This window comes from Pseudoalteromonas sp. SMS1 (assembly GCF_021530565.1).
Lineage (GTDB): Bacteria > Pseudomonadota > Gammaproteobacteria > Enterobacterales > Alteromonadaceae > Pseudoalteromonas.
The window spans coordinates 1-26,670 of record NZ_JAKGBI010000024.1; the positions used below are offsets into that span (position 1 = coordinate 1).

30 protein-coding genes are annotated in these 26,670 nt (G+C 44.1%); all 30 read right to left on the bottom strand.

The genetic code is table 11. From position 1 onward, the window contains the following. Positions 1-960 precede the first annotated feature (960 nt). Positions 961-1,362, bottom strand: coding sequence for a 50S ribosomal protein L17 (gene rplQ, locus L1286_RS20580; protein ID WP_010386932.1), 402 nt, complete (start codon positions 1,360-1,362; stop codon positions 961-963). 38 nt (positions 1,363-1,400) lie between these two features. Continuing rightward, positions 1,401-2,387, bottom strand: a complete 987-nt coding sequence (locus tag L1286_RS20585) for a DNA-directed RNA polymerase subunit alpha (protein ID WP_023401260.1) — start codon at positions 2,385-2,387, stop codon at positions 1,401-1,403. 24 nt (positions 2,388-2,411) lie between these two features. Further along, positions 2,412-3,032 (bottom strand): 30S ribosomal protein S4, encoded by a 621-nt coding sequence (gene rpsD, locus L1286_RS20590; protein ID WP_039611418.1) that lies wholly within the window; start codon positions 3,030-3,032, stop codon positions 2,412-2,414. Positions 3,033-3,054: 22 nt separating this feature from the next. Further along, positions 3,055-3,441, bottom strand: coding sequence for a 30S ribosomal protein S11 (rpsK, locus tag L1286_RS20595; protein WP_010386935.1), 387 nt, complete (start codon positions 3,439-3,441; stop codon positions 3,055-3,057). A gap of 13 nt (positions 3,442-3,454) precedes the next feature. After that, a complete protein-coding gene (gene rpsM, locus L1286_RS20600; protein WP_010386936.1) occupies positions 3,455-3,811 on the bottom strand; it encodes a 30S ribosomal protein S13 in 357 nt (118 codons plus the stop codon). A 129-nt stretch (positions 3,812-3,940) separates the two neighbouring features. Beyond that, on the bottom strand, positions 3,941-4,054 hold the full coding sequence (rpmJ, locus tag L1286_RS20605) for a 50S ribosomal protein L36 (RefSeq protein WP_002959476.1): 114 nt from the start codon (positions 4,052-4,054) through the stop codon (positions 3,941-3,943). A 21-nt stretch (positions 4,055-4,075) separates the two neighbouring features. After that, positions 4,076-5,404, bottom strand: coding sequence for a preprotein translocase subunit SecY (secY, locus tag L1286_RS20610; protein WP_063355767.1), 1,329 nt, complete (start codon positions 5,402-5,404; stop codon positions 4,076-4,078). Positions 5,405-5,415: 11 nt separating this feature from the next. Next, complete coding sequence (rplO, locus tag L1286_RS20615) at positions 5,416-5,850, bottom strand: 50S ribosomal protein L15 (RefSeq protein WP_039611416.1); 435 nt, start codon at positions 5,848-5,850, stop codon at positions 5,416-5,418. Between the two features lie 4 nt (positions 5,851-5,854). Continuing rightward, positions 5,855-6,034 carry a 50S ribosomal protein L30 gene (gene rpmD, locus L1286_RS20620; protein WP_010378276.1) on the bottom strand — a complete coding sequence of 60 codons (180 nt, stop codon included), beginning with the start codon at positions 6,032-6,034 and terminating at the stop codon, positions 5,855-5,857. 6 nt (positions 6,035-6,040) lie between these two features. Beyond that, positions 6,041-6,547 carry a 30S ribosomal protein S5 gene (gene rpsE, locus L1286_RS20625; RefSeq protein ID WP_063355769.1) on the bottom strand — a complete coding sequence of 169 codons (507 nt, stop codon included), beginning with the start codon at positions 6,545-6,547 and terminating at the stop codon, positions 6,041-6,043. Positions 6,548-6,556: 9 nt separating this feature from the next. Then, entirely contained in the window at positions 6,557-6,907 is a 351-nt protein-coding gene (gene rplR, locus L1286_RS20630; protein WP_063355770.1) for a 50S ribosomal protein L18, read from the bottom strand. A gap of 9 nt (positions 6,908-6,916) precedes the next feature. Continuing rightward, positions 6,917-7,447, bottom strand: coding sequence for a 50S ribosomal protein L6 (gene rplF, locus L1286_RS20635; protein WP_235408899.1), 531 nt, complete (start codon positions 7,445-7,447; stop codon positions 6,917-6,919). A 13-nt stretch (positions 7,448-7,460) separates the two neighbouring features. Then, the gene (rpsH, locus tag L1286_RS20640; RefSeq protein WP_063355771.1) at positions 7,461-7,853 is read right to left on the bottom strand and encodes a 30S ribosomal protein S8; all 393 of its coding nucleotides are present in this window, start codon (positions 7,851-7,853) and stop codon (positions 7,461-7,463) included. A gap of 20 nt (positions 7,854-7,873) precedes the next feature. After that, positions 7,874-8,179, bottom strand: a complete 306-nt coding sequence (gene rpsN / locus L1286_RS20645) for a 30S ribosomal protein S14 (protein ID WP_063355772.1) — start codon at positions 8,177-8,179, stop codon at positions 7,874-7,876. 10 nt (positions 8,180-8,189) lie between these two features. Further along, on the bottom strand, positions 8,190-8,729 hold the full coding sequence (rplE, locus tag L1286_RS20650) for a 50S ribosomal protein L5 (protein WP_063355773.1): 540 nt from the start codon (positions 8,727-8,729) through the stop codon (positions 8,190-8,192). Between the two features lie 15 nt (positions 8,730-8,744). Then, the gene (rplX, locus tag L1286_RS20655) at positions 8,745-9,059 is read right to left on the bottom strand and encodes a 50S ribosomal protein L24 (protein WP_023401269.1); all 315 of its coding nucleotides are present in this window, start codon (positions 9,057-9,059) and stop codon (positions 8,745-8,747) included. A 10-nt stretch (positions 9,060-9,069) separates the two neighbouring features. Then, entirely contained in the window at positions 9,070-9,438 is a 369-nt protein-coding gene (gene rplN, locus L1286_RS20660) for a 50S ribosomal protein L14 (protein WP_039611414.1), read from the bottom strand. Positions 9,439-9,709: 271 nt separating this feature from the next. Next, positions 9,710-10,516: a polysaccharide deacetylase family protein gene (locus L1286_RS20665; protein ID WP_235408900.1), complete on the bottom strand. Its 807-nt coding sequence runs from the start codon at positions 10,514-10,516 to the stop codon at positions 9,710-9,712. Positions 10,517-10,682: 166 nt separating this feature from the next. Continuing rightward, positions 10,683-14,132, bottom strand: a complete 3,450-nt coding sequence (locus tag L1286_RS20670; RefSeq protein WP_235408901.1) for a glycosyltransferase — start codon at positions 14,130-14,132, stop codon at positions 10,683-10,685. After that, the gene (locus tag L1286_RS20675) at positions 14,129-15,211 is read right to left on the bottom strand and encodes a hypothetical protein (RefSeq protein ID WP_235408902.1); all 1,083 of its coding nucleotides are present in this window, start codon (positions 15,209-15,211) and stop codon (positions 14,129-14,131) included. The genes L1286_RS20670 and L1286_RS20675 overlap by 4 nt, the downstream gene beginning before the upstream one ends. Before the next feature lie 102 nt (positions 15,212-15,313). Then, a complete protein-coding gene (locus tag L1286_RS20680; protein ID WP_235408903.1) occupies positions 15,314-17,977 on the bottom strand; it encodes a family 20 glycosylhydrolase in 2,664 nt (887 codons plus the stop codon). A gap of 145 nt (positions 17,978-18,122) precedes the next feature. Further along, positions 18,123-19,052 (bottom strand): glycosyltransferase, encoded by a 930-nt coding sequence (locus L1286_RS20685; RefSeq protein ID WP_235408905.1) that lies wholly within the window; start codon positions 19,050-19,052, stop codon positions 18,123-18,125. 86 nt (positions 19,053-19,138) lie between these two features. Then, positions 19,139-19,942, bottom strand: coding sequence for an ABC transporter permease (locus L1286_RS20690; protein WP_235408906.1), 804 nt, complete (start codon positions 19,940-19,942; stop codon positions 19,139-19,141). Position 19,943: 1 nt separating this feature from the next. Further along, positions 19,944-20,744, bottom strand: coding sequence for an ABC transporter permease (locus L1286_RS20695; RefSeq protein WP_235408907.1), 801 nt, complete (start codon positions 20,742-20,744; stop codon positions 19,944-19,946). Beyond that, the gene (locus L1286_RS20700; RefSeq protein WP_235408908.1) at positions 20,741-21,727 is read right to left on the bottom strand and encodes an ABC transporter ATP-binding protein; all 987 of its coding nucleotides are present in this window, start codon (positions 21,725-21,727) and stop codon (positions 20,741-20,743) included. Before L1286_RS20700 ends, L1286_RS20695 begins: the two co-directional genes overlap by 4 nt. A gap of 9 nt (positions 21,728-21,736) precedes the next feature. Next, complete coding sequence (locus tag L1286_RS20705; protein WP_235408909.1) at positions 21,737-22,819, bottom strand: radical SAM protein; 1,083 nt, start codon at positions 22,817-22,819, stop codon at positions 21,737-21,739. 5 nt (positions 22,820-22,824) lie between these two features. Then, a complete protein-coding gene (locus L1286_RS20710; RefSeq protein ID WP_235408911.1) occupies positions 22,825-23,997 on the bottom strand; it encodes a radical SAM protein in 1,173 nt (390 codons plus the stop codon). Beyond that, positions 23,981-25,072: a hypothetical protein gene (locus L1286_RS20715; RefSeq protein WP_235408912.1), complete on the bottom strand. Its 1,092-nt coding sequence runs from the start codon at positions 25,070-25,072 to the stop codon at positions 23,981-23,983. Before L1286_RS20715 ends, L1286_RS20710 begins: the two co-directional genes overlap by 17 nt. Beyond that, entirely contained in the window at positions 25,069-26,367 is a 1,299-nt protein-coding gene (locus L1286_RS20720) for an ATP-grasp domain-containing protein (protein ID WP_235408914.1), read from the bottom strand. Before L1286_RS20720 ends, L1286_RS20715 begins: the two co-directional genes overlap by 4 nt. 3 nt (positions 26,368-26,370) lie before the next feature. Next, positions 26,371-26,640, bottom strand: a complete 270-nt coding sequence (locus tag L1286_RS20725; RefSeq protein WP_235408915.1) for a phosphopantetheine-binding protein — start codon at positions 26,638-26,640, stop codon at positions 26,371-26,373. Positions 26,641-26,670: the final 30 nt, after the last annotated feature.

Sequence of the window (26,670 nt, forward strand, 5' to 3'; positions counted from 1 at the left end):
TCTGTACGAGTGCCCACACAGATGATTGCTTCATATTTTTAAAGAACAATGTAACTAACCTTGGTTAGTTACCGCAGCGCTTTGCTGCGAAGTGGAGCGTCATATTAACCGCTTCACTTTTAAAGTCAACTAGAAAATTTAATTTTTTAAATCAACCTTTCAATTTAACTTTGACCTTCACTTTGCATCTCGCAGTTGTGCGTGTTGCTCCGTGTCAGTGGGTGCGCATTATAGGGAGATCAAAAATATGATCAAGTGTTTTTTTTAAAAAAATGATATAAAACACCTAGCTGGTTATTAGCCAAACAAACCGATGGAACTTTGAGCAGAATAAAGCTTTATTTTGTACAGTTTCCTCTTTTCCCCGCTCACGCGCCCATAAAACAAACCTAAAATATATCCACCTTCAAGCGGTAGAAATGTTGATTGAATGAAAAATCAATCATAACACTTACTTTGATTTCCATATTCTAGATTCTTGTCACGGAGATCGGACAATCTAACCATGATGCTCTTTGTCTGTATGACAGAGTTACTTCTTCATAACAAACATACAAAATCGTAGCCTGTAAAAGTGGGTCAACATTACCTATTGAAATGGGTCTTCATATATTCCCTGTTCTAAATGGTCAGTAATGTATTTATTAATACTCAGACAGCAAGAATGGTATTAAAAGGGTACTCGCTCGCTTTCATAACGAATGGCGTCAACAGAAATCCTTATTTCAATATAATCACCTCTTATTCATTGGATTTAGAATAAAGGTAAAATTGTAAACAGTGCCCCGTTTACTTTAAGACTACTCAGTATATCTAGCAGTGCTAGATACTTAATAAACCGGATTGGACACTCAACTTTTCTATATAAGAGAAGAAGCAGCGACTGTTGATATGCGTTCGAGATGTTAAATAAACAAAAAAGCCGAGCTAATGCTCGGCTTTTTCGTGTCTTATAAAGACTTACTCTGCAGACTGCGCGTCTTCTTGAACTTCTTCAGTCGCAACTGGGCGATCAAGTAGTTCAATGTAAGCCATTGGCGCATTGTCACCTGCACGGAAGCCACACTTAAGAATACGAGTGTAACCACCTGGACGATCCGCAAAACGAGGACCGATCTCAGAGAACAATTTACCAACTACTTCTTTATCACGCGTGCGAGCAAACGCTAAACGGCGGTTTGCTACACTGTCAGTCTTAGCCAGTGTGATTAAAGGCTCAATTACACGGCGCAACTCTTTCGCTTTAGGCAAAGTTGTTTTGATGATTTCGTGCTTCACCAAAGAACCAGCCATATTGCTGAACATCGCTTTGCGATGGCTGCTGTTACGGTTTAATTGACGACCACTCTTACGATGGCGCATGACCCTATCCTTCTAACTAAACTAATATAGTAATCTGATTATTCAGCTAGGCTTGCTGGCGGCCAGTTTTCTAAGCGCATGCCTAGAGAAAGACCACGAGAAGCTAGCACGTCTTTAATCTCTGTTAGAGATTTCTTACCAAGGTTTGGCGTCTTAAGAAGCTCCACCTCAGTACGCTGTACCAGATCACCGATATATTGAATTTGCTCGGCTTTCAGACAGTTTGCAGAACGTACTGTTAGTTCTAAATCATCAACAGGACGAAGTAGAATCGGATCAAACTCCGGCTTCTCTTCTTTTTCTTCTGGCTCAGAGACATCACGCAGATCTACAAATGCTTCTAGCTGTTCAGCTAGGATTGTAGATGCACGACGGATCGCTTCTTCAGGATCTAGTGTGCCATTAGTTTCCATATCAATGATTAGTTTATCTAAGTCAGTACGCTGCTCAACACGGGCTGATTCAACCGAGTACGCAATACGCTCAACTGGACTGAATGATGCATCTAGCAACAGACGGCCAATTGGACGCTCATCGTCATCAGAGGATAAACGACTTGACGCCGGAACATAACCACGACCGCGCTCAACACGGATACGCATACTGATATCGCTATTGTCAGCAGTTAAGTGACAAATAACGTGCTCAGGATTAGCAATTGTTACATCGCCGTCGTGCTGGATGTCAGCCGCAGTCACAGGGCCTACACCAGACTTAGTCAGGGTAAGGAAAACTTCATCTTTACCTTCTAAAGTAACTGCTAGACCTTTAAGGTTTAACAGAATTTCAATGATGTCTTCTTGTACGCCTTCTTTCGCGCTGTACTCGTGTAATACACCGTCGATCTCTACTTCTGTCACTGCACAACCCGGCATAGACGAAAGAAGAATACGACGTAAAGCATTACCTAAAGTGTGACCAAAGCCACGCTCTAGAGGCTCTAAAACTACTTTAGAACGGGTTGAGTTGATAGCGTCGATATCGACTAATCTTGGTTTTAGGAATTCGGTTACAGAACCCTGCATTTTATCCTCTCTTAACTCTTAACTTTACTTCGAGTAAAGTTCGACGATTAGTTGTTCATTAATGTCCGCAGACAGATCAGAACGCTCAGGTAGGCGCTTAAAAGTACCTTCCATTTTCTTACCGTCAACTTCAATCCAAGTTGGCTTTTCGCGTTGCTCAGCCAACTCTAGAGCAGCGATGATACGCGCTTGCTTCTTAGACTTCTCACGGATTACTACTACATCTTCTGGAGTAATAACGAAAGAAGGAATGTTCACAACACGACCATTAACCATAATCGCTTTGTGGCTTACTAGCTGACGTGCTTCAGCACGTGTGCTTGCAAAACCCATGCGATATACAACATTGTCTAGACGTTGCTCTAGAAGCTGTAACAAGTTTTCACCTGTGTTACCTTTAAGGCGAGCAGCTTCTTTATAGTAGTTGCGGAATTGCTTTTCAAGTACACCGTAGATACGACGAACTTTTTGCTTTTCACGTAACTGTAAACCGTAATCAGATAGACGACCTTTACGTGCGCCGTGCTGACCAGGTGCTGTTTCTAGTTTACACTTAGAGTCAATTGCTCTTACGCCGCTTTTAAGGAACAGGTCAGTACCTTCACGACGACTCAGCTTGAGCTTAGGGCCCAAATATCTTGCCATGTTCTTTCTCCTAACCTATTAATTATACGCGACGTTTCTTCGGTGGACGACAACCATTATGTGGGATTGGCGTCACGTCAGTGATGTTTGTGATACGGAAACCAGCAGCATTCAATGCACGTACAGCAGACTCACGGCCTGGACCTGGACCTTTAATGAATACTTCTAGGTTCTTAAGACCGTACTCTTGTGCAGCAGTACCTGCGCGTTCAGCAGCAACCTGTGCAGCAAACGGAGTAGACTTACGAGAACCACGGAAACCTGAACCACCCGCAGTCGCCCAAGAAAGAGCATTACCTTGACGGTCAGTGATGGTCACAATAGTGTTGTTGAAAGAAGCATGAACGTGAGCCATACCGTCAACAACTTGCTTTTTGACCTTTTTACGACGAATTGGTGCTTTTGCCATAACTTACCCCACCTTATTTCTTGATAGGCTTGCGAGGACCCTTACGAGTACGCGCGTTAGTCTTAGTACGTTGACCACGTAGTGGTAACGAACGACGGTGACGTAAGCCACGGAAACAACCAAGGTCCATAAGACGTTTGATGTTTAGTGTTACTTCACGACGAAGATCACCTTCAACAGTGTACTTGCCAACTTCTTCACGAAGGATGTCAAGAGTTTCGTCATTTAAATCGCCGATTTTAGTAGTTTCAGCGATACCTGTCGCAGCTAAGATCGCCTTAGCGCGAGTTTTACCTACACCATAGATGCTTGTTAAACCGATAACAGCATGCTTATGGTCAGGAACGTTAATGCCTGCGATACGGGCCACTAACATATCTCCTATAAATAAACCTGATTATCATCTTGCTGGAAAGCCCGTATAGGATACCCAACCGACACTCAAGTTTTACCAATGAAACAGGCTAAGTAAAATACTTAGCCTGCACGACTAGATTTCTTAGCCTTGCCTTTGCTTGTGCTTAGGCTCACTGCAAATCACGCGTACTACACCAGCACGTTTGATAACTTTACAGTTACGGCAAATTTTCTTAACGGAAGCACGTACTTTCATAACTCAACTCCGTAACAGACCCTATCGGCCGTAGCCTTTAAGGTTTGCTTTTTTCAGCACAGAATCATATTGATGAGACATCAAATGAGTCTGTACTTGTGCCATAAAGTCCATGATTACGACAACGATAATCAAAATTGATGTACCGCCGAAGTAGAATGGCGTTTGCCATGCCATGGTCATAAACTCGGGCACCAGACAGATAAAGGTAATGTACATTGCACCTGCCAATGTCAGGCGTGTCATCACTTTATCAATGTATTTAGACGTCTGCTCACCTGGGCGAATGCCTGGAATAAATGCGCCTGATTTTTTCAAGTTATCTGCTGTTTCACGTGGGTTAAATACCAACGCTGTATAGAAAAAGCAGAAGAAAATAATCGCAGCTGCTAGTACCATTGCATATAAAGGTTGACCCGGGGTCAACACCGCTGAAACTGCTTGTAGAGCGTCAGCTAATGGACCTTCACCTTGGCCGAACCAGCTTGCAATTGTACCAGGGAACAGAATGATGCTACTAGCAAATATTGGTGGAATAACCCCTGCCATGTTAACTTTTAATGGTAAATGCGTACTTTGCGCAGCAAACACCTGACGGCCCTGCTGACGTTTAGCATAGTTAACGACAATACGACGTTGACCACGCTCAAAGAACACTACCAAATAAGTTACCGCAACAACGATAAACGCAATAAGTGCTAAGATAAAGACATTCAAATCGCCTTGGCGCGCCATTTCTGCTGTCGAACCGATTGCAGACGGCAGGTTAGCTACAATACCAACAAATATCAGTACAGAAATACCATTACCGATACCACGTTCTGTGATTTGTTCGCCCAGCCACATTAGGAACATGGTGCCCGTTACTAAGCTCACAACTGCTGTGAAATAGAAACCGAAACCAGGGTTTACTACCAAACCATCCATCATATTAGGAAGGTTAGTTGCAATACCTACTGACTGAATTGTAGCAAGCACGAGCGTACCGTAACGCGTGTACTGGCTTATTTTCTTACGCCCTTGTTCACCTTCTTTCTTAAGCTCTATCATCGCAGGATGTATGTGCGTCAATAGCTGCATAATAATTGAAGCTGAAATGTAAGGCATAATACCTAGCGCAAGTACAGATGCACGCTCAAGCGCACCACCACTGAACATGTTGAACATGGCAAAGATGGTGCCCTTTTGTTGCTCGAAGAACTCGGCAAGTACAGCGGCGTCAATCCCAGGGATAGGCACGAATGAACCTAAACGGTAAATAATGATGGCACCCAATACAAATAGTAAACGGCGCTTCAACTCCGCAAGCCCACTTTGTGCGCTTTGCATATCTTGACCTGGTTTAGCCATAGTGTACTTCCTTAGTCTTCTACCTTGCCTCCGGCAGCTTCGATAGCTTCGCGAGCACCTTTAGACACTTTAATGCCTTTAACAGTAACTGCGCGTGAAACTTCGCCAGATTTAACAACTTTAACGAACTGAATGTTCTTCTTAACGATACCAGCTGCTTGTAGTGTGCTTAGCTCTACCACGTCGCCTTCAACCTTCGCGATTTCGAAAAGGTTAACTTCAGCAGATACTAATGATTTGCGTGAAGTGAAGCCAAACTTAGGTAGACGGCGTTGCATAGGCATTTGACCGCCTTCAAAACCAACACGTACTTTACCGCCAGAACGCGACTTTTGACCTTTGTGACCACGGCCACCAGTCTTACCAAGACCAGAACCGATACCACGACCAACGCGCTTACCAGCTGTTTTTGAACCTGCAGCAGGAGAAAGTGTATTCAATTGCATCGAATTAGCCCTCAACCTTAACCATGTAAGAAACTTGGTTGATCATACCACGTACTGCTGGCGTATCTTCTAGCTCAACAGTATGGTTGATACGACGTAAACCAAGGCCACGTAATGTAGCTTTATGCTTCGGTAAACGACCGATTGAGCTACGTACTTGTGTTACTTTAACTGTGTTTGCCATGGTTTCTTACCCCAAGATTTCATCTACGCTAAGACCACGTTTCGCTGCGATTCCCTCTGGAGAATTCATGTTCTCTAGAGCAGAAATTGTTGCGCGAACGATGTTGATCGGGTTAGTAGAACCGTATGCTTTTGAAAGTACGTTCTGTACACCAGCAACTTCTAGTACTGCACGCATCGCACCACCGGCGATGATACCTGTACCTTCTGATGCAGGCTGCATGTACACTTTAGAACCCGCGTGGCGACCCTTGATAGGGTGCTGTAGCGTGTGACCATTAAGGTCAACATTTACCATGTTACGGCGCGCTTTTTCCATTGCTTTTTGAATAGCAGCTGGAACTTCACGTGCTTTACCGTAACCAAAACCTACTTTACCTGCGCCATCACCAACTACAGTTAGTGCAGTGAAGCTAAAGATACGACCACCTTTAACCACTTTAGACACACGGTTTACCGCGATTAGCTTTTCAGCCAAATCAGGCTGTTGTTGCTTTGCTTCTACGTTAGCCATTGTCTACTCCTAGAATTGCAGACCGGCTTCACGCGCTGCATCAGCAAGCGCCTTCACACGGCCGTGATATTTAAAGCCACTGCGGTCAAAAGCAAGTTTTTCGATGCCTTTGTCTGCCGCGCGTTCAGCAACTGCTTTACCAACTGCTTGAGCAGCTTCGATGTTGCCAGTGCCTTTAACTGTTTCAGCAATTGCTTTTTCAACAGTAGAAGCAGCAGCCAGTACATTACCCTCAACGTTTACGATTTGAGCGTAAATGTGACGTGGCGTGCGGTGGATAACAAGACGTGTTGTGCCTTGTTCGATAATATTTCTACGAGTGCGCTTAGCACGACGTAGACGAGCTGTTTTCTTATCCATCGTCTTACCTTACTTCTTCTTAGCCTCTTTACGACGCACGTGCTCATCAGCGTAACGTACACCTTTACCTTTATAAGGCTCTGGTTCACGGTATGAGCGGATGTTAGCAGCAGTTTGACCAACAAGCTGCTTGTCTGCGCCTTTAACAACGATTTCAGTCTGGCTTGGAGCTTCGATAGTGATTCCCGCTGGGATCTCGAAGTTCACTGGGTGTGAGAAGCCAAGAGTTAAGTCTAAAACTTTACCCTTAACTGCAGCACGGTAACCAACACCGACTAGTTGTAGTTTCTTTTCAAAACCTTCGTTAACGCCGATGATCATGTTGTTGATCAGAGCGCGTGCAGTACCTGCTTGAGCCCAAGCGTTTGCTACTTCACGAGGATTAGTAGTGATAACGTTGTCGTTAACAACAACTTCAACTGCGTCGTTAAGAACGCGAGTTAATTCACCGTTTTTACCTTTAACTTTGATTTCCTGGCCGTTAATTGCAACTTCAACACCGGCAGGAACAGCAATAGGAGCCTTCGCAATACGAGACATAGTTCCCCTCCGATTAAGCTACAAAGCCAATGATTTCACCACCAACACCAGCGGTACGCGCAGCGCGGTCTGTCATCAGGCCTTTAGAAGTTGATACGATAGCGATACCTAGACCACCCATTACCTTCGGTAATTCGTCACGTTTCTTATAGATACGTAAACCAGGGCGGCTAACACGCTGGATGCTTTCGATAACAGCTTTGCCTTCGAAGTACTTAAGTTCGATAGTCAATTCTGCTTTTACGTCGCCTGATACTGAATAACCAGTGATGAAACCTTCGTTTTTCAGTACGTCAGCAACAGCTACTTTCAGCTTTGAAGTTGGCATAGTTACTGATACCTTCTTCGCAGACTGACCGTTACGGATGCGTGTAAACAAATCCGCGATTGGATCTTGCAAGCTCATGTCTTACTCCCGTGATTCTATTACCAAGAAGCCTTTTTAAGGCCAGGAATTTCACCGCGCATAGCTGCTTCGCGAACTTTGATACGGCTTAAGCCGAACTTGCGAAGGTAACCATGTGGGCGGCCCGTAATGTTACAACGATTACGTTGACGTGAAGGGCTAGAATCACGCGGTAAAGACTGAAGCTTTAATACCGCGTCCCAACGCTCGTCATCTGATGTATTAACATCGCTGATGATAGCTTTAAGTGCAGCACGCTTTTCTGCGTACTGTGCAACTAATTTAGCACGTTTTACGTCACGCGCTTTCATTGAATTCTTTGCCATAACCCTACCCTTACTTTTTGAATGGGAAGTTGAACGCTTCTAACAACGCACGGCCTTCATCATCTGTTTTCGCAGAAGTAGTGATTGTGATATCCATACCGCGAACACGGTCTACTTTATCATAATCGATTTCTGGGAAGATGATTTGCTCACGTACGCCCATAGAGTAGTTACCGCGACCGTCAAAAGACTTTGCGCTAACACCGCGGAAGTCACGAATACGTGGCATCGCGATTGAGACTAAACGCTCAAGGAAATCCCACATACGCTCGCCGCGTAGGGTTACTTTACAGCCAATTGGGTAACCTTCACGGATCTTAAAGCCAGCAACTGATTTGCGTGCTTTAGTCACTAGAGGTTTTTGACCAGAGATAGCTTCTAGATCTGCAACCGCATTTTCTAGAATCTTCTTGTCGTTTAGGGCTTCGCCCACACCCATGTTAAGTGTGATCTTTTCGATCTGAGGGACTTGCATGACAGAGCTGTAACCGAACTTTTCAAAAAGCTCTTTTACTACTTTGTCTTTGTACACTTCATGCAGTTTCGCCATCGTCTACTCCAACTATTAAATAGTTTTGCCAGTAGACTTGAAGAAACGGACTTTTTTACCGTCTTCAAATCTAAAACCAACACGATCTGCTTTGCCAGTTTCGGCATTGAAAATCGCTACATTTGATACGTCTACTGACGCTTCTTTCTCAACAATACCGCCAGCTTGCTGTAGTTGTGGTACAGGCTTCTGGTGTTTCTTGATGATGTTGACGCCTTCAACAAATACACGACCAGTTTCAGTTACAACTGAAAGCACTTTACCGCGCTTACCTTTGTCTTTACCGGCTAGTACGATTACTTCGTCATCACGACGGATTTTTGCTGCCATGATCGACTCCTTATAGTACTTCTGGTGCTAGTGAAACGATTTTCATGAACTTTTCGTTACGTAGTTCACGCGTCACAGGGCCGAAGATACGAGTACCAATTGGCTGATGGCTATCATTTAAGATAACAGCCGCATTGCTATCGAAACGGATTAAAGAGCCGTCTGGACGACGAACGCCTTTCTTAGTACGCACTACTACAGCGTTTTTAACATCACCTTTCTTCACTTTACCGCGAGGAATTGCTTCTTTAACAGAAACTTTAATGATGTCACCAACACGCGCATAGCGACGGTGCGAACCACCAAGGACTTTAATACACTGCACTTTGCGAGCGCCGCTGTTATCAGCAACGTCCAGCTGAGTTTGCATTTGGATCATTGTATATGCTCCGGTGTAGTTAAAATTTACCTAGATTTTGTATAAAACCTAAGCATTTAGATTAATTTCCACTCAAAAAACGAGGCTTTCGTCTTTCAAGGGCGGGGAATTGTAACAGCAAACTTCAACCAAAGATAGTTCAATTTTTAATTAATTTTATCTATCCCATATGCCGTGTTTGTTCCCCCTATTCCATATGGGGGCTGTAAAAAACAATTCAAGGGTTACCTTCACAACCCAACCTCATGACGGCGTTCAAAAAACAATCGATTTACTTTGCTCGCTGTGCCTCGATATGGTTTGCCACCTCTGTAACTGTGGCTAGCCAAAAGCCATTTTTTGGGTCCTGTAAGTACACAATTAATGCTTCTAAGGCCTCCTTATCTACTGAGTACATCCCCTTTTCCCCTACTTCATGGCCCGCTAGAATAATCCACTTGTTGTCTTCTCTCAGCAAAGCCAGCAAGTCTTTTATCTCTTCGAATGTCATGCCATCCATTCTATTACCTGCCAACTGTGCAAAGTCAGTGTATGTCGGGTTATTGCCAGTTTCATCAAGCCACGTACGTCCTGTTTTGAACATTTCTGCGATGAGCGGCACATAGCTTCGTACCTCCTTTCCGCGACCCACAAAGGTGTTACCGCAGGGATAAGCAAAAGAAGCGGGCGAGACATCAAATTGTGCTTGCATAAACTGAGTCGTCGACTCAATGTCTTTGCGAAGCCACGCCAAGTCAACTTGCTCCAGCCCTAGGCCTTGCTTACGTAACCATTCGAAATTGCCACTGCAGAGGTGAGAACTTGTATGGTTACCCAATTCGTGCCCTTGCTTGACCGCCTTTTTCCACCCTTCTAAACGAGTCATGGCAAACTGAGGATTCACATAGAAGGTGCCCTTTACCCCGTATTTATTCAATAAGGGAATAGCGACATCTATTTGGCTTTCTCGCGCATCATCAAAGCTCAGAGAAATCGCATTACGCGCATTGTTAGGGTAACTAAACTGATGGTGTACTTGTTCCTTTTCACTTGCACTGCCTATGTTAACAAAAGATAAAGTCATAAATATTGCAGTCATAATATTGCTGCTTAGTTTCATTGTGTGCATGTCTGCTCCGTATTGCTTAGCGTGATTTGAACTTGGCAAAACAGTCTGCAAAATGACCCGATAATTCACCATGATAAAATTATGAAGGAAAGCTTACTTTCTTTTAACTGCCTCTGAATAAAGGGATTTACGTTGACTAAAAGCGATACCAAATTGACAGCCGATACTCTGCTTTATGTGTTCTATCAGCGACTTCTTGGCCGACTTGCTCCGCGTTTTCATAGAACGTTCGAGTGCGAATAAAGCGCCCTGTATTCATATGTGTCACCTCAAGCCGCACCTTAATATCATCCACCGGAGAAGACTCTATAAACCCTTTCAATCGTTTATTGCCCTTTACGAACAAGGTCTCGTGGGCATAGTAAAACGGTTCTGTATAATCGCCCCAATACTCAATACCCCATGAACTTTTAAATCGTGGTAAGTCATGGCGAAAATTCATCCATATCCAATCAGCGATATAATTACTCAAACGTTCTGTTCGCCCATTCGGGTTCGAAAAGTCTGAATTCTTGTGTTCATAAGAAATTTCAAATAACGCATTATTTAGGAGCGGCGTTAATTCGAAGGCGGCTTCCACATGACTTCCCCAAAACTGGGCATCACCCACATTGGCCACTCCCCCTGATGTATTGGAAAATGCTACCTGCTCTAGTACATCCTTTTGCCATTGATGAAACCCCTTTATTTTGAGATTACCACGCTCAGAAAAATACCACTGATATTGCAGTGATAACTCCGTAGTTTCTTCAGGCTTGAGGCGGATATTACCGGCTTGATTACGACCATCTCCCGCATCAACACTACGAGCAAAATCAGAAAAGTTCAGCTGACTTACCCGATGTTCAGCAAGCCAATTAACGCTCATGCCTTTTCGGGGACTCCAGTTTGTTTGCCAGCGAGGTTTCCAAAAAGACAACGATTGGCTTTCACTCTGATTTGCCTCTACATCTATTCTCGATGTTTCATAGGTCAATCCAAATTCACTCGAGAGACTTTTAGAGTGGGTGACGTTAACATCGGCAAACACCTCTGCTCTAAGCTCATTGACATCGGTGACCTCTTCGCTTTCCACCCCAGATAAATTGACCGCGGATTGCAGTCTATTTTGCGTTGCTTCAACCCCAAAACGAGGCGCTATGTGTGACTGCTGTTTTACTTCCAAGGCACTGCGCAAGATTACTTCAGTTTTTAGCTCTTGCTGACGCCACAAGGCGATAGCTGTGTTTTGGGTCGCTAAGTTTATACTGGCGTCATCATTGGCATACGCCTTATCATCGATAACAAATATCCCCATGTTTTGCCATTGGTAGCGGTCGTGTTTTTGTATCCAATCGATGCCTAGTTCCGCATTCTTTGTTTCATTGTCAACGTGCAGTTCGCGCGTTATCGGCCCCAACGCTTGGTGGTTATGAGGCACGCTGTAGCGTACAGTATCTCCAACATAATTTTCACTGCTGACTTTGCCCGTCAAGACCAGTTCATTTTGACTACTCGACTGCTTAAGCTGACCGGTGAGCTTCACGCTATGGGTCTCTTCGTCTAGCACCTCAAATTCTTGACTTAACACGCGCTGCTCACGACTTAATTGAATAATATTGGCGGTTCGATAGCCTGGCGTGCCATTTGCTTCCAGCCCCAAGGATGTCGCCCAACCTTGCCATTGGGTATTCAGTTGCATGGCGACTTTTGGCAGAACACTGCCGTCGTAGAATTGTGTTAATTGACTTTCTAATGTGCCGGTGGTCTGCGATTCAACTAAAATCACATCTGCAACCATGACTTTACCCGACGCCACCAATGGAATTTTACTCCCTCGATAGACATTAATTGCCTGAACTTGTGCAACCCCGATTCTGGATAACACCTTATCTAGCGATTCAGACTTGACCGCAGGCCGTGCACCATTGATCAGTACATTACCCGCATTACCACCGAATCCGCGTGCTGAGTCTGTATTGTCAAATGAAAACCCCGGCAAGCGATATATCATATCCAACGCGGTTTGAGGGTTATACTGACTAAAGAAGTCGGCCGGGTAGTTCTGCTGCTCGGTACTTTCTACAACCTGATTCGCTTCAACGTGCCAACTAGGCAATATCATAAAGCACGAAAAAACACAGAATAACAACATCGTAGAGACCCCATTGATAAGCTCCCCAATGTCTAGCTCACTGTATAATTCTTTGATTGCTTTGCGTTGATACGGAAACCATTTCGGATCTTGTTCATTATTTGGCACAGGATCTTTTGCTTCTGCAAATGCTAAAAAATGCTCTAAGTTTTGGTGAGGTTGAATATTAAACCCAAGTCCGCGATTGAATCCCCGGTGCTTTTGCAAGTAAAACTCTTTTGTACAGCACAACGTTTCAGCATGTAACCATGCTGTAATTTGATTGTCAGATGCAATATATTGCCAAAACTGTTGCTGGCTTGGGAAAAAGAAAAAAGGTTGTGACAGACCCGTTGCATCTAACTTATGTCTTTTTAAGTAAGCAAACTGTATTGCTAGCCACTGGCTTGATACCCAAGCGTGCGAATTGGGCCAACACATCACAAAGTCGCAGTTAATCTGTGCAGCAAGTTTTTCTTCAAACCATAAGGATGTCTGTGCTCCTGGCTCATAGGCAACAAAAGTGATGCCCTCCAACTCGGTATGAATCCCCTCTATCGCTAACTCATCTGGATGCGAGATTATTACTTCAGTAGGTTTAAGTGTTTGCTTTTCAAGTAGCGTGATAGCATGCTGAAGTTGAGCAAGGTGGGTTACTTGCAGCACACAACTTATAGTGGCGGCTTGTTGCAACGTATTTAAGTTTGCTGATGTCTCACAGTAATGCGCAAAATGTGTTTCTTTTAGCTGAAGATAAAATGGCAGATCGTGGCTAAACCAAGTTGGATCAGGCACCTTTTGCCAAGCACTCGCTTTAATCAGTTTACCGCTGACAAAACTCCAAGTGTTATTCAAGTGCCTCAAATAAACAAAGTGAGTATGGCCATCAACAGCGACTAATTTGGCACCCGCGTCAATCATACACTCCATAAAATCTGCGTCTTCACGCAACGAACTATCACGGTAGTCCAATACGCCTTCAGACCAGTAAGTACGTCTGAAGACCAATGTGCCTCCGGCAATGCCACGGCGAAACATCGCCTCAAACAATGCTTTTTCTGCGGCCCAAAATTGACCTCGCCAGACATCAAAGAACAAATGATTTTTGAGGCCTGTAATATCAGCAGCGCCCGTAACAAGGGGCGCTATTTGTATCGCTAAACGCTCACTGGAATACCAATCATCGTCATCCCACTGCGCGATAAACATGCCAGTTGACCATTTGGTGCCCATACTCCGCTTAAACCCAATCGAGGCATTGTCTGGCACTTTGAGCAACTGGATGTTGTCTTGTATAGGCATAGCGTTAGGTAGATCTTCAGCCTGTTCATAGACAATGATTAATTCTTTATTGGGGTAACTCTGACGATTGAAGTAGTCAATACTCTGAAGTATATAATGTGCACGCCGACAAGTTGGCATGACACAACTTACCAATGGTAATGTTTCGCATCCTTTTGTCAGCTCAGTCATGAGCGCATCCTTTGACCTTGTAGCCAAGTTTGGAGTTGCAACCAAGTGGGAATGAGTGTGCGCTCTGTCTCACATAGCTGTAAAATGCGCTGATATACTTGGTTCCCCGTCACCGACTTCGAGCGACAAGATAAACGCATTAACAGCTCAACTTCCTTCCATCCTTTCGTAAGCTCAGGTAAAGCGTCGACCAAAGGACTGCACAGTTGTTTTAATTTGGGCGCAGACAAATCCTGCTGCAATGCCAATAGCCAATTCAATGTACTGGCACGCTGCAGCGAAAACACCCATACTCCCGGAATGACATAAGGACGCGAAAGCTGATCCAAACAGCCAATATAGTCTAAGAATTCGGCCATCGCGGAAGTGCCAACATGAGGTGTACCTGAAGCCAACCCCGCTATATTTTGATCGACTTGTTTTAGTGCCCAATCAATATTCAGTGGACGCGTGGGCCCAATTTGCTCCAACTGGTAAATACGCACCACACCTTCATGTGCTAATACGTCTTGAAATGAAGCTTGATAGTCTTCCCAACTGATATCCACATCTCGCTTTTGCGCATCATCCACTATAAATGAACGGCGCTGTGTATCATGGGATTTGAATGTCACAATGTGATAGCCATAATGTTTATGGTAATCTTCGACACGGTATGGGACATGCTTAGCACTGAACTCGCAGATCACACGTTCTTTTTTGGCTAGCATAGCGAGCAAGCTTTGGTCAAAAATGTGTTGGTGCGTAAAAGCGTGCGATCGAACTTGCAAACCATATAACGCTTTAAGTTTATCGCCTACATAACCGGAAATCATTGCTTGTTCGAAACGAAAGTACTGGTCATCTTCATAACGACTAAAAACAATATCCAGTCCTTGTTTGCGTTTGCAATCAAAATAATAAGAATGTTCGCCAAATAGTCTCGCCAAATTTGCAATGGCAAACTTATCTCTCGCTTCAAGCTCAAGCGCCATAAATAAACAATCAGGTAAACAAGACTCGCAAGTACTCTCCACATTGTTGACGCCCACTCCTATGGCATCCTTACTTGTTACTCCTTGCCCCTTTGTATGTTCCATAACTCAACACTTCCTTATTACGCTCTGCTTAACCCTCACACTGACTCATTTTTATGACCAAGAAAGGGACGGTGTCTCAATCTGTACCGTCCCATTTATACCTTATAAGTTATTGGTGTTATTCACCTCAGCTAATTCGACTCGCCCAGGCCGACGCCTATCCGGAGAAAGCGCTCGTAGCTCAATATTAGAACCAGCTTGAATAATGAGAGGTGCCGTGTACTCTTGCCAGTTGCCGCTCCCAACTCGATACTGGATAGGTAAACCCGGAATAAGAGTTGACGCATGTAGCTTATTATCAATGACTTTACTGACAACATTTGGGATCCGATAAAACACACCCAGTTTATCGAACTTTTCCAACTCTTTATGGCCTACGGCATGGATAAAGTCTTGCCACTGTCTATCACGCAGCGCCTTTTTATCCGCCGTTAAGAAATTGGTGGTGTGGTCATATTTTTCACCCGCATAATTATACGGCACTTCCCAGCTTGCTTTGTGCCATGCTTTCTCCGCCAGCGCTAACAAACGAGGGAACAGCATATATTCGGCGAGGTGATCTTTGCGTATGACTTCAGACCATAAGTGACCTTGGATCCCTGTAACACGGAACCCTTCTGGCAGCGGCTGATGTACAAATTTACCGTTTTCATCCACTTGTGTGCGATCATCTGCGACATAATTTCGGCCGATCGTGTCTTTTTTAAACTCAGCGTTGGCCGGCAAATTATCCGGCATAAACTCAAAGATAGTTTGACTATTGGTGCGCCTCGACCCCCATTTGTAACCGCTTTCTTTAGGATCTAATTCATAGGGGAAATCTAGGTAAGTCACGTCAGGCGTCGCAAGAACGATGTCCCACCCGCGACGAGCATGCGCACTGACAACTTTGTGGGCATTTTGTGGTAGCGTAGCCCACACATAGGAAGCCACTTTATTAGGCATTTTATCTTGTCTTGTTTCTGACAGACCATCGTTCCAGCCTGCGACTTCAATACCTTTCGCCGCAATCATTCTGGACACCCGTTCAATGAAGTACCCGGTAAGCTCTTCAATTTCGTGTACATCGTTTGATTTGTCAGCAATAAACTGCTTACATGCGGGGGATTCAATCCAAGCACCTGCAGTTTCATCGGCACCAATATGATAGATATTCAGTGGCGAACCTGCTTTTTTATGCTGCAGCGCAACCTCTGAAATCACTTTTTCTACGAAGGCATAAGTAGAGTCCATACATACATTCAGAGTATTGTCATTGTAGTGTTGAATTGAGCGATATTCTGTTGCATCACTTGGGTCACTTACGAGGTACTGTTTTGCAGCGTCGTGTTTACCTTGCTTACTCAACGTATAAAAGCGTTTCTCCATTGCTTTTACGGCAGCCCGAGAATGACCAGGCATATCCAATGATGGAATCACCTCAATGTGATGTTGCTTCGCAAAGTTCAGAATTTCTTGATAATCGGCCAGCGAATAATATCCATCTCGACCGGCATTTAAGGCTGACCCTAACTGGGGCTGCAAACAATCTTTGTCATCTAAGTCGATACAACGGTGAGAAGATAATTCTGTTAACTCAGGTAAGCCAGGAATTTCGATACGCCAACCTTCATCGTCAGCTAAATGGAAATGTAATTTATTCAGTTTGTAAGCTGACATTTTACTTAATAAACGTAAAACAAACTCTTTTGAGCGAAAATTACGCGCGACATCTAAGTGTAACCCTCGGTATGCATACCTAGGTTCATCAATTACTTTAACAGCAGGTACTTGCATTGTATCTAGGGACAACAAACTGGCCAGTGATTGTAACCCATAAAAAGCACCTTGGTTATCTTGCGCTTCAATGAAGACTTTACCGTTGCGAGTATCTAGTACATAGTGACCCGCGGTGCCTTCTGCTTTGCCAGCTACTTTCACAATGACTTTAGTACCATCATGACTTTGCTTAGCGCCCAAATCTGCTAAACGGCTCAAAGCCGCAGCCACTTGCCCATAATCAACGCCAACTAAGTGCACATCAATGCCTTTGCTCAAAGTCAGTGGTGGTGAACTTGCAAACACCTCCATCGCGTTTGGCGTAGGAACAATAGCGTGCTTTACAGTGTCCACAGGGTAATTATCGATTGCGTATTTTTCGAATAGTGCCGCAGAGGTAAACTGGCCATATTGATCTTCAGGGTGAGATTTCATCACACTTTCTTTGCGACTAAGCGCAGCATAAGGCTTGATCTCTAGCCCAGTGTCCGACTCGATATAAGATTGCGTGCTTTTGATCACTTTTGGGTCCAGACCCTCCGCAGTCAAAATATAATTCGGCATTAATTCGCCTTCATTGAGTAACGAGCTACCGACCCAGAGCTCAATGATTTGACTTTCACCGGCTTTAAACCCACTAAAAGACTGATTCGGAGCGATATGATTTAAGTCACCATTAAAATGACGTAACGTTAGCCCTTGGCTCTTCGTTTCTGATGAGGGATATACTTGGCTGTAGAGGATCTTCCACCCATCCACATTTGCTGCAAACGGACTCGTTAACTCTATTTGAGCATGGTAGCAAAACTCTGCCGTAGAACCAGGGCACTGTTCTGGCATATTACTTAACAACCGATATTTTACATCGAGTGTATCCGCTAAGCGGTTTAATTCTTGCTGATTAATTTTGGTTAAGCTACTGCTTGCCCATACTGGGCTCGCCATCATTATTGAAGGCAACAACATTGCTACAACACGTCCTGTTAATGCTCTTTTCTGTACACGCATAAGTCAGATCCTGCTTTATCATTTTAATTTAAAACATTACATTGGCTAAAAAATAGCTAAACCAAATCAATCTAGTGTTTTTAATAGCTTGTTTCAATTTCAAAACATTCAAGTTCCTTGGAATAATTTAATTATTAACAACAGTTTACTCATTCGCCTCTTCAAATAAGCTAGCTTGCGGTTGCGCATGCACAGGTTTCAACGACTGTTCACAAATCTCAGACCAGCTCTTATTCACCAGCATATTTATCCATTGATCTGAGTACTTGCGCATTAAATAAGCAACATTGCCTTTTGCTTGCTCCTCTTTATTTTCAATGTCTTTTTCGTGTGGATAATGAACAGTCAGAAGTGATTGATGTAAAACAAATTTACATCCTGCATGAAACAAACGATAACCCAAATCAACATCTTCTCCACCCCATGCACAAAAACGTTCGTCAAACCCACCAACACGTGCAACATCCGAGCGAGAAACACTGATACAACTGGTCCAAAAAATGACCCAAGGGGCATTTAACATCTCTAAATCAAAATTAAATTTGGCAAAGAAGCGACCTCGGCAATCCATTAATTGATGATTTTTTGAGAACAATTCAAACGCCGTCGCTATCTCGTTTTCTGCCATAGTGTGTTTGATAAGGTCGCACTCACTCAGTGCTACGGCTTCTATACCATACGACATACCAATCAGCACAAGGTTGGCCGTTTCGCCATGACACTGTAGGTGAATAGATAGCAATGTAGGGTGTGCAATCATGCCACAGTCTAAAAACAGTATGGTGTCAAAGCGTGCCTTGGAAAGCCCTTTATTCCTAGCTTTAGCGACTTGAAACCCTTCATCAGGCTGGAAAATATACTGAATGGTTGCAGTACCTTGATAGTGGCTTACCATCTTAGCGGTACCATCATTTGAACCATCATCTACGATGATAATTTCATAACTTTGCGGCCCCAGCGTTTGTTCGCAAAGTGAATCCAATGTCCTTTTTAGCAACTCGCGGCGATTATAAGTCGGGATAATCACAGACACGCCAGCCCCACATTCACTTGGCTCATTATGATTTTTATTCATTTTTGTTCCTACTTCCCTTAGATTTGACTAACCTACTCGTTTCTATACCACCAACAAAAAGCATACTTATTACACATCAAATTGATTTACCCGCCGCCACTTTCATAGCTATGAATTGCCTTTTTCCATCCCCAACAAGTCAGGAAAAACAGTAAAATGGGCGCAATGCCTCCCCAGATCATTTCCCCAATGCTTAACTGGCCCATTACAGCCAATGGCGAAAAATTGGTGATCAAAAAAATGGGCAAAAACACCGTACCTATGATTTGTATTGGCGATGGAAAAATGCGATGCGGTAGATTATTGAAATCCCACAGTGCCCAAACCAGACTATGGAAAGCTGAAATATGATGTAATTTAAAAGCAAGTAGTAGCGGCAATGTAAAGATACAATACATGGTTACTATCCCTAGCAGGGCATATAAAACGTAGAGTCCAACATGCACTATGTCAAAAGCAATATCGGATGCATGCCAACCATAACTTACCAAACTAACGCCCACGATGATATTGGGGATCACCATCCACGTTTCCACGTATTTTAACGTTGCTAAGAACTGCGCCGACACAGGCTTGGTCAGAATAAGGTCAAACTCCCCTTCTATGATCTGACGGTCAAATGCCATAATATTAAATTGCAACATCGCGACAAAAAACACGGTCATCAAAATAAAAGTACCGATGAACAGATACAAGCTTTGCGGAGCAAAGCCAGAAATATGCACCCCTGTATCGTGAATAATGTAGGCATAAAGCAATTTGATACCGAGATAGCCGATTTCCACAAGTAGCCCCAATACGATGTTCACGCGGTACTCTAATTGTCGAATTGCATTGAGTTTAATCAGCAAGCCATAAATTTTTAGGTGCTTAATAAATTGCCGCCACATGTTAACCACCAAGTGCCAAATATGATCGGCTACCACGGCGCCAAATTACCGTAATCAGTAGCATCATCGCAGCAATCCACCCCCACTGAACAAGTAACCCTGAAAAGATTTGTTCCAAGCTAATTGCACCTGTGAGCGTTTGCAATGGAAAGTAAATAAGGTATTGAAATGGCAGAAGACTAAAACCGTATTGCAATGACTCCCCAAAAACACTCAGTGGCACAACCCCGCCAGATAACACCAAGCTAATCACCCGTACAGACTCAAACAACGCCCACACCTCATGCAGCCAAAATGCAGTCAAACTGAGTAAATAAAACAGCATAAACTGTAATAAAAAAGCCCCTGCAGCTGAGACCACAAAAAGTGCGATATGTATTATCTGTGTTGGCAATACCCAATACTGTATAGCGACCCACAGTACGAGGGCCATCACCATCAAAGTTGCCACAAAGTAACCCAAATTTGTGCCGACAAAAACACTCAAACGATAACCGAAGTACGATAATGGCTGGACGATAAAACGGTTTAGACCGCCGCTTTTGATGTCTTCTGCCATGTCGTATTCAAATCCCGTTCGCAGTGCTTGTGCCATCAGCGCAGCTAACACCACATAACTGAGCATGTCTGAATAAGACATTCCATACAATGTATCCGCTTTGGTATATTGGTATATTGATTGCCACAGAACCCATTGCAAAATAATGGGAAAGACTGCCGCCAAAATAGCAACACTATAATTTACCCGATAGGCCAATGCCTTTTGCAGCCCCATACCCAACAACCACATATACTTGTTCACGCAACCTGTCCTCGGCGTGTATATAATCGCTCCAAGCTATCTTCAAGCGGTGGTGCACTTACTCTAATATCCTTAACCGCGATGTCTTTAAGTAAGTGCTGTAGCACTTGGTTGACAACATCATCACCCACTTCTAGCTCAGCGCAATGAACATCATTGTTGATCACTTTGCCATACCGTCCTAAGAACTCTGAATGTAATGGTGATTCACTTTCTATATGGATCCGACGAAGGCCGCCCAAGGTATTTTGCAATTGCGTGATCCTATCATCAAAGACAAGCTGACCATTTTGAATGACCAACACCCTTTCACACAGCGCCGAAATATCCGCCATATTATGACTTGTCAGTAAAATGGTGATATTGTCTTCACGTACCAGCTGCTGAAGAAACCGCATTACCGCACGTTGCGATAAGAAGTCGAGACCGATTGTAGGCTCATCAAGAAATAGTAGTTCCGGTCCATGTAACAGTGCTGCGATTAATTCCATTTTCATACGCTCACCCAAAGACAACCTGCGCACCTGAATATCCAGTAAATGAGATACATTCAAAACCTCAGACAAACGCGCCAACCGTTGCTTGAACAAGGGCGTTGGAATATCGTAGATACGCTGGCACAGCGAAAAGCTGTCAATGGCGGGTAAGTCGGGCCATAATTGCTGTTTTTGACCCATTAAAATGGAGAAACGCTTTTTAAACTGCTCTTCACGTTCACTTGGCGTATGACCCAAAACTTTAATTTTTCCATGTGTGGGATGTAAAATCCCAGACAACATTTTCATCGTGGTCGTTTTACCAGCGCCATTGGCACCTAAAAATGCGACAACTTGCCCTTGTTCAATACTAAATGAGACATCTTTGACCGCTTCTTTGTATTCGACTTGCCGCTGCCATAAATTTTTAAATGACGCAGATAGCCCCTGTGGCTTGCGATAAAATTTAAAAGTCTTACTCAGTCCTTCGACCTCGATCACATTCACAATCAGCCCCTAACGTTTATTTGGATCAGCGTAATACCGCGCACATGAACCACAAATTGGGAATAAACCGCCTTCCCCTCGCAATCCTCTGCGCAGCTGCTGCATTCTGTGCCCGCGCCAGATCTCTTTCACCGACTGCTCATTTACGTTACCAATCGAATAATCATAAAATGTATGGCATGGCGTTACGTCACCATTGGCTGCCACTTCCATGTAAATCCACGGAAAATGACATTTATCTCTGCGATCATCTAAATTTTGATAATCTTTGTTAAAGTAAGCACGGTAATTAGTTGCAGATATGGTTTTGGGGTAACATACAAAGTAGATCCCACGCTTTTGGCATGCCTTTTCTACCCAAGCAATTTGCGACTCAATGGCCTTAAAGTCCATCATTGAAAATTGATGTAAGGGGGCAACCATACCTTCGGCACACGCAGTGTCAGGTACATCAAACAGACGTTTAAACAAACGGCGATGTTGCTCATGCTCATCTTCCGTGGCGAACGTTTGGAACTCGATACTAATATGATCCACTTTGTCTAGGTCTAAGCACTGCTCGAAAAAACCTTGAATATACAAATGTGTTAAAGGTGTCACGATGAAGGTATAGCCGATCTTGGGTTCTTTTAAACCGCGAGTTTCGCGCAGCTCAAACAAGGTCTCGACCCCTTCTTGAACGGCTTCATAAACCCCCTCCCCACGCTGTTCATCATTAATGTGCTTTGGTCCATCCAACGACACCCAAATACGATTTGGTGCAGATTCCAGCAGCTTTTCAGCCTTGCGCTTTAAAAACATCCCATTGGTTGGAATGTCGACTCTTGCGCCCCCTTTACGAATACGGTGAACCACTTCATCAAACCAGGGATACATCATAGGCTCACCGCCAAACAAGGCGAAGTAAGGCTTTACTGGTAGGCACTCATCAATCACCCTAAAAACGGTATCTTTTTCAAGCCTATCCAGCTTTTTACCATGATAGGCTCCATTCTCTCCCCACTCATAGCACATCTTGCAGCGGAGATTGCATGCATCTGTAAGTTGTAAAGTCACCCACAGTGGTAGTTGGTTTTGCAGTATATTGGTCATTTTTATCACCCAGTGCTATACAACAGAGTACATTTAGAGCAAACGGGCATCAGACCACACTGAACCTTGTCTCTAAATGCGTTAAATGCGCGCCCTTGCCAAATGTCTTTAAGTGGTAGAGCCTGAAGGTTACCTACTTCCAGTTCTGGAAAAAATTTACAGCTAGATACTGTTCCGCCCGGCAATACATCAATACGATGTGTAATCGCAGCGCAGTTAATTTTTCCCTCTGCCGGTGTGGTGTCACCCAATATAAAGGGTTCGACTTCATCCATCGTCAGGTCTGGATGAAAACGCACTCGACACGGCCATATGCGATGAGTGATCTCAGCCAGCTCAGCTTTTAAACGGGCAACGTTTTCTGGCGCAATACGATGGGTGTAGCCATGCCAACTGGCTTTACTAAAATCATCAATATACTTCGCACGATAAGGTAAATTGGTCTGTACCCAACTATCCATTTCCTCAGCCACAGATTCTGGCATATACCATGGGAATACAATGTAGATACTGTCTATGCCAAGTTCGGCAAAGTACTCAATAAAGTGCGCTAACTTACCGACAACCGCATCATGCAGGGTCAAGCATATCGAAACCTTACCTTGGTATTCACCGGTTTTTCTCAATGCCAACAACCTCGACATGCCTCGCACCACTTTTTCAAACACCCCCTTACCACGGATTGCATCATTTTCTGCTTCCAAGCCATCTAGGCTCACCAACATCGCTAAGTGTGCTGACATTTTAAGCAAGTGGGGCAGATGTTTTTTTATCAACATGCCATTTGTACATATTGTGAGCCACCTCGGATGTTGTGTGAACAGTTCAGCCAGCTCTGCCATTTTGGTATACATCAGCGGCTCCCCACCCCACAAATAGAAAGCACTTTGGCTTGACTCAGTTTGTTTCAATAATTTTTCAATTAACCCGATGTCCACTTCATCACGCACTTGCTGCTTGCCCATATGGTGATGATACCCTTCATCATTCCACTCAAAGCAGTGCGCGCAGCGTAAGTTACACGTGTTGTTCATTTTGATCCCCACTTGATCAGGTACCAGTTCAGACTTAAAGACATCGCTGTCATTACAGCGCTTCAAACGTGCAATATTCTTTGCCCGAAGCTTAAGCCTGGCAAATTCGTCGCGGGTAATTTTTTGCTCAGTTGCGGGTCTCATTAAACACTCCAAATATTGCTGGAACAGATGACTGACTCAGTAAGTTGTTGTGTAACGTGCGCAATAACTCAAATGAACAGTCATTTGCTTGCCACTGCTCAAACGTCACAGCGAACCCCAATGACAACCAAGTACGTGCATTGTGCATTTCATACTCACCAAATGCGGGCAATAAAATTAACGGGGTAGCGAAATTTAAACTATCCAGCAAACTGGCGCCGCCAGGCTTTGTAATAATTGCGGCCGCACTTGCAGTCAGTGAGTCAAATTCAATTTGGTTGTGTGATTCAGCTTGGTTAGACTCTGCGCATAGTGTGAGTGCCGGCAAAGCATCCATACTATTCCATGGCTGATAGTTAGGATCCGTTTTAAATACGCGTTGATTGATTGAGGATGATAATGCCGCATCCGCAGAGACAATGATGTCACTATGGATAGCCTTGCGCTTTAGCGACTCACTTACGGCTGCTAAATTCCCCATTTGCCAACCACCTCCATGGCAAAGCACACGGGCAGCTCTCGCCTCCCACTCCAGCGGTTTATCAACGGGATACAGGTGATATACCGTACTGCGATTAGCCTTAAACAGATAAATATCTTGCACGGCAATATCGAGTTGATGCATGACACCTTGTGCATGTAACCAAGAACTTGACGACACGGTATCCATATGAATAGCGTCAACAGATCTTACAGGCACATATTCTGGCTGCATCAGGGCGAGTACAGACAACCAAAACCCGCTAAAGACAATACAACGTGTAAATTGGGTTTGTTGCCATAAGTGCATCATCGTCGCCAACTTATCCGGATCGATAACTTGATTTATATTTGCCCCGCCTTGCTCAACCACCTTTTGTAGCAGTAACGCGGTACGAAAGTCGGCACGACAACGCGCTCGTGTCGCATGATGTTTATCAAGTGCAGCCTCATCAAACAATTGTTCTACGCAATATAGGTGTGTTTTTGCCCCTTGCGCACGTAAATAAGCGCGCAGCCTCAATGCCGGTGCAAAGGTGCCAAGTCCACTGGATGCGGTTAAGATTAATATCTGCTCTGTGTGCCACGTCGTCATTGTAAGGTGACCCCAAAATCAGATAAACATGATTGCAACGTTGCACGATAACTTTCACTACGTTTAGATGCACATTCTAGCTGAACCCACCGCCCCTTTGAGAAGTTGCTTGATTGTGTCAGTGCCATACTCGACGCCGTGATAGGGACTATGCCACCGAGTTGACCACAACACAGCAATGCACCTTGCAAACCCAGCTTGTGAAGGATAGCTTCAAAACTTACGGGAGCTTGATAAATAACGTCATACTGACGCAGACGAAGTGAATTGCCCAGTGATAGTTTATCCCGCCAGCGCAATGCGATACTCCCCATAGACTCACGCGCATTCACTTCAATCACCGGGTAAACTGTGCCATCCTTTAATAACGCAGAATCGACACAAATCGGGCCAAAGTAACCCGCCTTAAACAATTCAGACAGTAACAGTCTGATCTGCTCATAATAGTCCGAGCGTGCCACAACCTGCTCAAGTGCCTGACAAGATAGATTTATTCCATTGAAACGAAAGCCTTTATTTTCAACTTGGCACAAACCAATTAATGTCAATTCGCCACACGAACTGACCGCCCATTGACTAGAAAAGTCGAGCTCAATATCCAGCCAAGGCTGGGCAATCATTCCCCCCTGTTTACCCTGCTTGCTCTGGGTTTGAAAGTGCCTTACCAAGCGCTCAGCAATACGCTGCTCTCTAACCAAGTAAGTCCCTTTGCCCGATACCCCAAATGCTTCTTTCAGTACATATGGATAATCCAGATCAAGCAGTTGATTAATGTCTTCTTGGTGGTCAATTACCGTTCCTAAGCTGGGTATTTCTAACTGGTGACAGAGTGTCGTAATGGTGGACTTGCTATTTGCATAGCGAATCGCATTGAGCCCGGGAGATGAATGCACATTGGAGACTGGTGCCTCGGCTAAATGGGCATAAGGAACTTGAATACATGACGAGAGCCTGTCTCGTATTGCAGAATGAGACTTCTCAGCGTCTGTTTGCATTGAAGCGAAAATATCTGGCCATGCCGGTTTATCGGCCGATTGCCATGCATGGATACTCTCAAACACCGAGTGGGTGTCATAACTGCCACCGAGGCGCACATGATAGTCATGTAATGCCTGACATTTTGGCGTGATTGTCAATGCAATATCCTGAGCCCTAGCGGGCACAAACATATCATCTAATAGCGCCAAATCCATCGCACTCCTCACGCCTTTAGGGGCTGGAAGTGATAAATAGTCGCCATCATGCCAACTGGCTTCTGGATCAAAGTGTGCCCAGTATACATGGGGTATGTACACAGCTTATACCTCGGCTGTGCAATGAGCCACAATATAATCCACTAAACGCTTTGCAGATGTTAGGTTATCAAAATCAAAGGCATCAAAATCCACTTCAATATCAAATTGACTCTCCAACCCCAGCATAAAGTCAACAATATCTAAAGAATCAATGCCAAAGTCCTCTATAAAGTTACTTTGCTCTGTCACTTGCCCAGCCAGGCTGGGATCATTTTTTATACTGCATAGTAACTCATTAATTTCAGACAAATAATTCACTTTCTGCGCTTCCATCGGTTTTTCTATTATCGGTAGACTATTTAA

Excerpts from the sequence above, each read along its gene's own strand:
- rplQ (WP_010386932.1), bottom strand. The coding sequence starts at position 1,362 with ATGCGCCATCGTAAGAGTGGTCGTCAATTAAACCGTAACAGCAGCCAT.
- L1286_RS20585 (WP_023401260.1), bottom strand. The coding sequence starts at position 2,387 with ATGCAGGGTTCTGTAACCGAATTCCTAAAACCAAGATTAGTCGATATC.
- rpsD (WP_039611418.1), bottom strand. The coding sequence starts at position 3,032 with ATGGCAAGATATTTGGGCCCTAAGCTCAAGCTGAGTCGTCGTGAAGGT.
- rpsK (WP_010386935.1), bottom strand. The coding sequence starts at position 3,441 with ATGGCAAAAGCACCAATTCGTCGTAAAAAGGTCAAAAAGCAAGTTGTT.
- rpmJ (WP_002959476.1), bottom strand. The coding sequence starts at position 4,054 with ATGAAAGTACGTGCTTCCGTTAAGAAAATTTGCCGTAACTGTAAAGTT.
- secY (WP_063355767.1), bottom strand. The coding sequence starts at position 5,404 with ATGGCTAAACCAGGTCAAGATATGCAAAGCGCACAAAGTGGGCTTGCG.
- rplO (WP_039611416.1), bottom strand. The coding sequence starts at position 5,850 with ATGCAATTGAATACACTTTCTCCTGCTGCAGGTTCAAAAACAGCTGGT.
- rpmD (WP_010378276.1), bottom strand. The coding sequence starts at position 6,034 with ATGGCAAACACAGTTAAAGTAACACAAGTACGTAGCTCAATCGGTCGT.
- rpsE (WP_063355769.1), bottom strand. The coding sequence starts at position 6,547 with ATGGCTAACGTAGAAGCAAAGCAACAACAGCCTGATTTGGCTGAAAAG.
- rplR (WP_063355770.1), bottom strand. The coding sequence starts at position 6,907 with ATGGATAAGAAAACAGCTCGTCTACGTCGTGCTAAGCGCACTCGTAGA.
- rplF (WP_235408899.1), bottom strand. The coding sequence starts at position 7,447 with ATGTCTCGTATTGCGAAGGCTCCTATTGCTGTTCCTGCCGGTGTTGAA.
- rpsH (WP_063355771.1), bottom strand. The coding sequence starts at position 7,853 with ATGAGCTTGCAAGATCCAATCGCGGATTTGTTTACACGCATCCGTAAC.
- rpsN (WP_063355772.1), bottom strand. The coding sequence starts at position 8,179 with ATGGCAAAGAATTCAATGAAAGCGCGTGACGTAAAACGTGCTAAATTA.
- rplE (WP_063355773.1), bottom strand. The coding sequence starts at position 8,729 with ATGGCGAAACTGCATGAAGTGTACAAAGACAAAGTAGTAAAAGAGCTT.
- rplX (WP_023401269.1), bottom strand. The coding sequence starts at position 9,059 with ATGGCAGCAAAAATCCGTCGTGATGACGAAGTAATCGTACTAGCCGGT.
- rplN (WP_039611414.1), bottom strand. The coding sequence starts at position 9,438 with ATGATCCAAATGCAAACTCAGCTGGACGTTGCTGATAACAGCGGCGCT.
- L1286_RS20665 (WP_235408900.1), bottom strand. The coding sequence starts at position 10,516 with ATGACTGCAATATTTATGACTTTATCTTTTGTTAACATAGGCAGTGCA.
- L1286_RS20670 (WP_235408901.1), bottom strand. The coding sequence starts at position 14,132 with ATGACTGAGCTGACAAAAGGATGCGAAACATTACCATTGGTAAGTTGT.
- L1286_RS20675 (WP_235408902.1), bottom strand. The coding sequence starts at position 15,211 with ATGGAACATACAAAGGGGCAAGGAGTAACAAGTAAGGATGCCATAGGA.
- L1286_RS20680 (WP_235408903.1), bottom strand. The coding sequence starts at position 17,977 with ATGCGTGTACAGAAAAGAGCATTAACAGGACGTGTTGTAGCAATGTTG.
- L1286_RS20685 (WP_235408905.1), bottom strand. The coding sequence starts at position 19,052 with ATGAATAAAAATCATAATGAGCCAAGTGAATGTGGGGCTGGCGTGTCT.
- L1286_RS20690 (WP_235408906.1), bottom strand. The coding sequence starts at position 19,942 with ATGTGGCGGCAATTTATTAAGCACCTAAAAATTTATGGCTTGCTGATT.
- L1286_RS20705 (WP_235408909.1), bottom strand. The coding sequence starts at position 22,819 with ATGACCAATATACTGCAAAACCAACTACCACTGTGGGTGACTTTACAA.
- L1286_RS20710 (WP_235408911.1), bottom strand. The coding sequence starts at position 23,997 with ATGAGACCCGCAACTGAGCAAAAAATTACCCGCGACGAATTTGCCAGG.
- L1286_RS20715 (WP_235408912.1), bottom strand. The coding sequence starts at position 25,072 with ATGACGACGTGGCACACAGAGCAGATATTAATCTTAACCGCATCCAGT.
- L1286_RS20725 (WP_235408915.1), bottom strand. The coding sequence starts at position 26,640 with ATGGAAGCGCAGAAAGTGAATTATTTGTCTGAAATTAATGAGTTACTA.